The following is an 8018-nucleotide window of genomic DNA, read 5'->3' as shown; positions in this document are numbered from 1 at the left end:
CGCTGAAGTTGATGAGCATCCACATAATAATGATGCAACAACTAATATTTTAATCAATTGGTTTCTTTTAACCATAAAACCTCCTTTTTAAAACGTTAGACAGTATAACATACATTTAATGCTTTTTCCCACTTTTTCCAATTTTTCATCCCTTTTATTGCTAGTATTCCCTCGTGAAAGGGCTTTTAATCAAGCAATTTATGGGATTTTTTTCATTCACAAAATCCATTGTACTCCTTTTTCCATGTTTTGGCAAATTCTCATGGCTTCCTAATATATTGATCAACTATATATTTAGTCACTTATTTTTCCTATCACTTGATAGGATCTATCAGTAAATTGCATTATCTCTATTCGATTATTATCTGGATCTGTAATCCACATTTGGTACGTTTCAGAAGGACCTTTTGTAATTTCAGTATCTATATTAACACCCATATCAGTCAAATAACGTTTAACTTCATAAATATCTTCCACAAGTAATGAAAAATGAGAATATCCTAAACATTCATTGAAATTTAAGTGTTGACCTTGATTCTCTGATTTTGGAAATAATTCTAAAAACTGCCCTGGTGCTATTTCTAAATATGCATTAAATATTTTATCTGGATATGCCCTTGCTATTTTTTGATGTTCAGGACGATCGTTTCTGTGAAGATATTCTTTATACCTAATTAGTACCTTCAATTTTGCTCCTAATTTATTTTGATAAAATTCTAACATTTCATCCATGTTATCTGTGAAAAAAGCGACATGCATTATAGATTTAAAAAGCATAATCAAGTACCTCCTGTTTTTCTTATATATATTTTATTATATTGTATATAAATGTAAACTTTTTTCTAATTATTTGATTATTTAATTTGTATTGAATTAAAACATTTTATGTTATAATAAAATCATGAAAAATAAAGATATGATCGTTAAAACATTAAAAGAAGCTATGATCGGTGGTTCATCAAAGAAAAATTATACTACTCAGGAAATCGCCGACATATTAAACATCCAACGTGCAAATGCAAGCACCTTGTTAAATCAGCTTGTTAAAGAGGGAACAATTCAAAAAGTGAAAACATGGCCGGTTTCGTATCAATTAAGTGAAAAAGAAATTGATACTGCTGAAAATGATGTTTTTGGAGAGATTATTGGAACAAAGGACAGTTTAAAAAATGTCGTTGAACTTATGAAAGCAGCTGTTTTTTATCCTAACAAATGTCTTAATACTATTATTAGTGGTGAGTCAGGAACCGGAAAGAACATGTTTGCTTATAAAATGTATGAATTAGCTCTTGCTTATAATATCATTCAAAAAGATAGAGAATTCGTTTACTTTAATTGTTTAAACTACATCAACGATAAAGATGATTTAAAAGAAAACTTTATTAAATGCTTTCAAAAAGCAGAAGGAACTTTTTTTCATATTGATAATGCAGATTATCTTGACTCAACCCCAAAAAGCATTCTTTTAGATTTTCTTGAAAAAGGATTTTTAAACATCGATGGAAAGAATATCTGTTATAACACAACTATCATCCTTAGTACAAAGGGAAACATCAGCGATGATTTTAAAGGTAAAATTCCTATCATCATTACTTTACCTGATTTCTCCGAATGGAGCATGCAAGACAGATTTATGCTCATCAAAGATTTTATAACTAAAGAAGCACAAAAAAGTGGAAAAGAAATTGTCGTAGGATCTGAAATTATCATAGCACTTCTCTTATGCCATTATAACAATAATATTCAGCAATTAAAAAATGAAATTATACAGGCTTGTGCGATTGCATATGTAAAAAATCAATACAGCAATCAGACTCAAATCAATTTATTTTTATCTGATTTTTCAAATCATATTCGTTCCGGTTTTTTAGAATATGAATCACAGAAAGCTTCTATATCGAACATAATCAAGCTTAATAAGAAATATGTTTTTAAAGCTGACGGCTATACAGTAAATGAAGACAGTAGCAAGAAAGATAATATTTATGATGTTATAAATAAAAAAACAGAAGAATTACGAAATAGTGGAATATCCGAGGAAGATATCGGAGCTATTATCAGCATAGATATTGAAAATGAATTCAGAAAATTTCATAATATTGAAATTCCTGAAACGATTAATTATGATCAATTATATAATCTCACAAATGAAAAAATAGTACATTTAACTGAAAATCTTATTAATAAAGCTTCTAAAGAGCTCAAAAGGAATTATCCAAACTCTTTATTTTATGGTTTATGCATGCATTTAGATGCATTAGTCAAAGGAAGAACAAAAAACCAAAATTTCAATAAGGATAAGATCGTTTGCTTTATTAACGATAATAAAAGTGAGTATTCTATTGCTTATGAGTTTTCATTTCAATTCAATAAAGAAATGAATGTAAAATTATCTATCGATGAAATAGTTTTAATTGCTATGTTTTTATGTGAATATAACAATGGAGATTTAGATGAAAACCGTCCAGCCGTTTTGTTGGCTATGCATGGCAATAATGCTGCATCTTCGATCGCTGATGTTTGCCGATCTCTTAACGGTACTTCGGTTTATAGCTTTGATTTGCCATTAAGTAAAAAACCTTTGGACGCATATGAAGACTTAAAAAAAATCATCATGAAGATACCTTCCACTAAAGGAATCTTAGCAATTGTTGATTCTGGATCTCTAAGAGAACTATTAAACATGGTCATTGACGAAACTGGAAGAATGATTAAAATCATTGAAATTCCTTTTACTACGTTCATTTTAGATTGTTGTAGGAAAACCATAGTCGAGAATGACTTAGATATCATCTACAACCAAGCATTGACAAGCATGAATCAATTTACCATTTTTAATCAAGATAGCATACAAAAAGGAGGAAAAGTAATCATAAGTGTTTGTCTAACTGGTGAAGGAAGTGCATTAGAAATAAAGAAATATCTTGAAAAAAATTTTGATTTAGGAAACATTCAAATTATTCCTTTGCAAATAGCTGAAAAAGGTAAACTACTTGAGAAAGTAAACGATATTAGTAAAGAAAATAAAGTAATATGTATTGTTGGTGCTTTTGACCCACAAATATATGGAATCCCATTCGTATCTATTGATAAGATTTATATAAATAATGGTCATGACATCAAAAATATCATAAATAAAGAACTACGGGATGTTAGTTATTTTACCGCAATCGTTAATGAAATATTTGATAGTTTATCTAACAATATAACTAATACTCAAATTGTTAATGATAAAGAAGAAATCATTAGGCTCATAAATAATATTGATGAAGACAATCACTGTTTTTTACCAAACGATAGTAAAGCTGGTTTGTTAATACACATTATCTGTGCTTTTGATCGTATGATCTGCAAAGAAAGTATATCACCAAATGTTTTTAAGAAAGAATTGATTGACAATAACAGAAAACTATATTTAAATCTAAAAAAAGAATTTAAATATTTTGAAAAAAAATATAATATTACTGTAAACGATGATGAAATATCCTATATCATTCAAATGTTAACTGAAAAAAGAATATGATGAAATAAAAAGCGAAATCGCTTTTTATTTTTTTTATTTTTTTGTTTTATTCAGCAAGTAAAAGAGTATAAATATACCACATTTATAAACAGATAAATTCAAACAGTTTTATTTAAATGTTTGATTAAAATATTCCACATAAAAATATATATAGAAATCCATAGAAAATAATTCATAAATTAACTAATTTGTATATTTTTTATACTATTTGACAATTTATAACAATAAAAATATAATATAAATACAAATATATTTGTTTAATTTATATACATTTTAGGAGGTTATGCATGGAAGAAAATGTTGTTATGGAAATCATCTTAAATAGTGGTGATGCAAGAAGTACCGCTATGGAAGCTATCAGACTTGCAAGCGAAGGGAATTTCGCCGAAGCAGAAAAATATTTAGAAAACGCAAATGAAAAATTGATTACTGCACATAAGGTTCAATATGAAATGATCAAAGATGAAGCTAATGGTAAAACGCACAAGATCGGATTATTAGAAATGCATGCATTGGACCACTTCATGAATGCAATTACTGTTTTGGACTTAGCCAAAGAAAATATAAAACTTTGGAAATATATTTTAGCTAAGTAAAAGGAAAGGAGAAGAAAATGAAAAAAATTATTTTATTTTGTGCTGCAGGAATGAGCACAAGTATGCTTGTAAAAAAAATGCAAGCAGCCGCAGATGAAATTGAATACGATTGCAGTGTAGAAGCACATTCAATTTCTGAAGTTCTTAAGGTAGGACAAGATGCAGACATGATTTTATTAGGACCGCAAATCAAGTTCAATAAAAAAGATGTCGAATCAAAATGCCCTGGTATTCCAGTAGAAGTAATCAATATGCGTGATTACGGAACGTTGAATGGTAAAAATGTAGTCAATCATGTCATTGAAGTTTTAAAAAATAAAGAGGAGGCAAAATGAAAAAATTTGAAGAATGGATGGAAAAATATTTACTTCCACTTGCAAACAAATTAAATACAATCAAGGGTTTGATCGCTGTAAGAGATTCATTCTTGCAGATCTTCCCATTAACTCTTGTTGCTTCTATAGCAACTATGATCAATGTTGTGTTCCTAAGTCCAACAGGTTTCATCGGACAATATCTGGCAAAGATTTGGCCAAATATCGATAGTGCACAAGTTCTATTATCAAGAGTAAGTTCTGGATCATTAGATGTCATGGCTTTATTCATCGTATTCTTAATTGCTAAGAATATGTGCGATCAATATCGGGGCGACAGCACAAAGGCAGGTATGACCGCTTTAGCAGCTTTCTTTATTCTATATGTTCCAGCAATAGATGGATCACTTACGACAACATATTTCGGTGCTAACGGCATTTTTGTATCTATAATTGTTGGTTTACTCGTTGGCTTCTCATTCTATCAATTAACACAAATTGATGCACTAAAAATTAAACTTCCTGATAATGTTCCTCCGGAAGTCATGAAATCTTTTTTAGTAGCTTTACCAACAGGTATTTTAGTCGTAAGTGCAAGTATCTTGTCATGGTTGATCAGTTACATTAATCCTGATGGCATCAATGCAATTATCTATTCGATGTTACAAGCTCCTTTCGCACAAATTGGAACGAGTCCTATTACACCAATGATCTTAATTACAGTTGCTGTTATCTTATGGGTTTTTGGAATTCATGGAACAAATACAGTTTCACCTATTTATTTATCTATTTACTCAGCAATTAATATCGCAAATATTGATTATGTTTCAAAAGCAGGTACTGCTTTTGGTGCACCATATCCTTACTCATGGTTTTCACTATTTGAAAATTATGGATGTATTGGTGGTACAGGCAATACTTTAGCTCTTGTATGTGTCATTTTATTACTTTCTAAAAGAAAAACTTGGAAGAGAGCCGATTATACTCAAATTGCGAAACTATCATTTATTCCAGGACTTTTCTGTATTAATGAACCAGTTATCTTTGGATTACCAATTGTACTTAATCCTATTTTAGCAATACCATTTATATTATCACCAATCGTTAGCATGGGATTAGGAGCATTGATGATTAAAATTGGTTTTGCTGCTCCGGGAGTGCTTGATGTAGGATGGACAACTCCTCAACCACTCAAAACATTCTTACAAAGCTCTGGTTCTTGGGGAGCCTTAGTTTCTGTAATCGTAGTATTTATTGTTTCGATGTTAATTTATTTGCCTTTTGTAATTATGGCAAACAAACAAGGAAGCGAGGAAACTGAATAATGAGCAAAGGTTTTAAAGAAAATTTCTTGTGGGGTGGTGCTACTGCCGCAAACCAGTTAGAAGGTGGGTATAATTTAGGTGGCAAAGGACTATCTACTGCCGATATGGTATGTTATGTTTCAAGAAAAGAAAGTGAAGGAGCTAACACTGAAACTGTACCCTATGAAAAATGTTTAAAGATATTAAATGGTGAAATCAATGAAACAAATTATCCAAAAAGAAGAGGTGTTGATTTCTACCATCGATACAAAGAAGACATAAAGCTTTTTTCAGAAATGGGATTTAAAGTATTCCGTATGTCGATTAACTGGGCTAGAATTTATCCTAATGGCGATGATATAGAACCAAATGAAGAAGGGTTGAAATTTTATGATGATGTATTTGATGAATTGCACAAATATGGTATTGAACCACTAGTTACCCTTTCTCATTATGAAACTCCTCTAAATTTAGCGATGAAGTATAATGGCTGGGAGTCGAGAAAAGTTATTGATTTTTACGTCAAATATGCTACTACTGTTTTTGAAAGATACAAAAACAAAGTAAAATATTGGATGCCTTTCAATGAAATTAATATGATGCTTAATCTGCCATATACAGCAGGTGGTGTATTTGTGGAAAGATCCGAAAAATCAGAATTAAATGTAATTTTTCAATCTTTACATCATCAATTTGTAGCAAGTGCCTTAGTTACTAAAACTGCAAAAGAAATTAACCCTGAATTTAAAATAGGAAGTATGTTAGGTATTAGTTTCTTCTATCCAAAATCAAATTCACCTGAAGATATATTAGCTGCACAAAATGCAAATCGAATCAATTATTTTTTCACTGATATCCAAGCAAAAGGAAGATACCCTGAATATGTATGGCATTATTTAGATAAGCATCAAATTCAATTGGAAATGAATAAAGATGATTTGCAGATCATAAAAGAAAATACCGTTGACTTTATTTCATTTAGTTACTATTACACGCAATGCACAGGCATTCCAAAAGAAGGAGATGTCTTAATGGCGAAATTCTATGATGAAGAACTGCACGATGAATTTCACCCGATCAAAATCAGAAATACGAATCTCAGCATTACCGAATGGGGATTCCAGACAGATCCATTAGGATTGCGAATTGCTATCAATGAACTTTGGGATCGTTACCATCTTCCTATCTTTATTTCAGAAAACGGACTGGGAGCCATTGATGAATTAACAGATGACAAAAAAGTACACGATGCATATCGAATTGAATATCTAAGAGAACATATCAAAGCTATGAGAGAATGTGCTTCAGAAGGCGTTGATTTAATCGGCTATACTTCTTGGGGACCTATTGATATCGTTAGTGCAGGAACATCGGAAATGCAAAAGAGATATGGTTATATCTATGTCGATGCAGATGACTATGGTAATGGAACATATGATAGATATAAAAAAGACTCTTTTGAGTGGTATAAAAAAGTTATTGCATCTAATGGCGAAAATCTGGATTAAACAAAAGGGAGCTACAAACTCCCTTTTGTTCCGTCTATATTTTTTTGCTAAACTGGCAAGATTTTCTCGTTAAAAAAACAGGAGCTTTACCGCTCCTCTTCTATCCTTTAATCAACATTGATTAACTCATATTCACGAGTACCTGTACCATTTTCTTCAGCTACTCGAATGATATTTACACCTAATTTTTCTTCAATACGAGCTATTAATTGTTCCTTGCCCTTATCTTTGCTGTTGTAGATAATATCGATACAAGCCTGATCAATAGCAACTGGATCCGTACTTGAAAGAATACCGATATTCTCCATACATGGTGGAGCAGCATTGCCATCACAATCACAGTCAACAGAAATGTTCACCATAGCTGTAACATAAACGATCTTACCATCAAAATATTTATGAACACTGCTGGCAGCATCTCCCATTGAAGTCACAAACTGTAGCTGATCAGTCTTCCACATATCAGTTTCAGCATCGCCTGCTCCATGAATATAAGCTTTACCATAAGAAGAAGCACAGCCAATAGAAAGCTGTTTTAAAGCTCCTCCAAAGCCACCCATAGCATGTCCTTTAAAATGAGATAAGACTAACATAGAATCATAATTTGCTAAATGTTTACCCACATAGTTTTTCTTGATCTGATGTCCATTAGGAATATCTAATACCATATCAGGTCCTTCACTATCCATGATATCTACATCAAAATACTTGGTCCATTCATGCTCATCCATCAAATGACGATGCTTCTCTGTCGTATCTCTTTCTCCCGGATA

7 protein-coding genes are annotated in these 8018 nt (G+C 31.1%); 5 read left to right on the top strand and 2 right to left on the bottom strand.

Features of this window, described 5'->3' with window-relative positions; all coding sequences use genetic code 11:
* Window positions 1-294 precede the first annotated feature (294 nt).
* On the bottom strand, window positions 295-777 hold the full coding sequence (locus Q0K35_RS05855; RefSeq protein ID WP_294561738.1) for a VOC family protein: 483 nt from the start codon (window positions 775-777) through the stop codon (window positions 295-297).
* Window positions 778-901: 124 nt separating this feature from the next.
* Here Q0K35_RS05855 and Q0K35_RS05850 point away from each other — a divergent pair, with 124 nt between their 5' ends.
* The 5 genes from Q0K35_RS05850 (at window position 902) to Q0K35_RS05830 (ending at window position 7245) form a co-directional block, all read left to right on the top strand.
* Window positions 902-3523 (top strand): PRD domain-containing protein, encoded by a 2622-nt coding sequence (locus Q0K35_RS05850; RefSeq protein WP_294561737.1) that lies wholly within the window; start codon window positions 902-904, stop codon window positions 3521-3523.
* 287 nt (window positions 3524-3810) lie between these two features.
* Entirely contained in the window at window positions 3811-4119 is a 309-nt protein-coding gene (locus Q0K35_RS05845) for a PTS lactose/cellobiose transporter subunit IIA (RefSeq protein WP_294561736.1), read from the top strand.
* A gap of 17 nt (window positions 4120-4136) precedes the next feature.
* A complete protein-coding gene (locus tag Q0K35_RS05840) occupies window positions 4137-4454 on the top strand; it encodes a PTS sugar transporter subunit IIB (RefSeq protein WP_294561735.1) in 318 nt (105 codons plus the stop codon).
* The gene (locus Q0K35_RS05835; protein ID WP_294561734.1) at window positions 4451-5758 is read left to right on the top strand and encodes a PTS transporter subunit EIIC; all 1308 of its coding nucleotides are present in this window, start codon (window positions 4451-4453) and stop codon (window positions 5756-5758) included. The genes Q0K35_RS05840 and Q0K35_RS05835 overlap by 4 nt, the downstream gene beginning before the upstream one ends.
* Entirely contained in the window at window positions 5758-7245 is a 1488-nt protein-coding gene (locus Q0K35_RS05830) for a family 1 glycosylhydrolase (RefSeq protein WP_294561733.1), read from the top strand. Before Q0K35_RS05835 ends, Q0K35_RS05830 begins: the two co-directional genes overlap by 1 nt.
* A 107-nt stretch (window positions 7246-7352) precedes the next feature.
* Here the strand turns inward: Q0K35_RS05830 and Q0K35_RS05825 are convergent.
* Window positions 7353-8018 (bottom strand): DUF362 domain-containing protein (locus tag Q0K35_RS05825; RefSeq protein ID WP_294561732.1); only part of this gene is annotated, 666 nt, incomplete at its 5' end.

It is taken from the genome of uncultured Traorella sp. (assembly GCF_944327115.1).
Taxonomy (GTDB): Bacteria; Bacillota_I; Bacilli_A; order Erysipelotrichales; family Erysipelotrichaceae; genus Traorella.
Note: the sequence above shows the minus strand (reverse complement) of the source record. Positions and strands in the feature narration are given on the sequence as shown.

What these genes read in the sequence shown, in the direction of transcription:
- Q0K35_RS05855 (WP_294561738.1), bottom strand. Translation starts at nt 777, where the DNA reads ATGCTTTTTAAATCTATAATGCATGTCGCTTTTTTCACAGATAACATG.
- Q0K35_RS05850 (WP_294561737.1), top strand. Translation starts at nt 902, where the DNA reads ATGAAAAATAAAGATATGATCGTTAAAACATTAAAAGAAGCTATGATC.
- Q0K35_RS05845 (WP_294561736.1), top strand. Translation starts at nt 3,811, where the DNA reads ATGGAAGAAAATGTTGTTATGGAAATCATCTTAAATAGTGGTGATGCA.
- Q0K35_RS05840 (WP_294561735.1), top strand. Translation starts at nt 4,137, where the DNA reads ATGAAAAAAATTATTTTATTTTGTGCTGCAGGAATGAGCACAAGTATG.
- Q0K35_RS05835 (WP_294561734.1), top strand. Translation starts at nt 4,451, where the DNA reads ATGAAAAAATTTGAAGAATGGATGGAAAAATATTTACTTCCACTTGCA.
- Q0K35_RS05830 (WP_294561733.1), top strand. Translation starts at nt 5,758, where the DNA reads ATGAGCAAAGGTTTTAAAGAAAATTTCTTGTGGGGTGGTGCTACTGCC.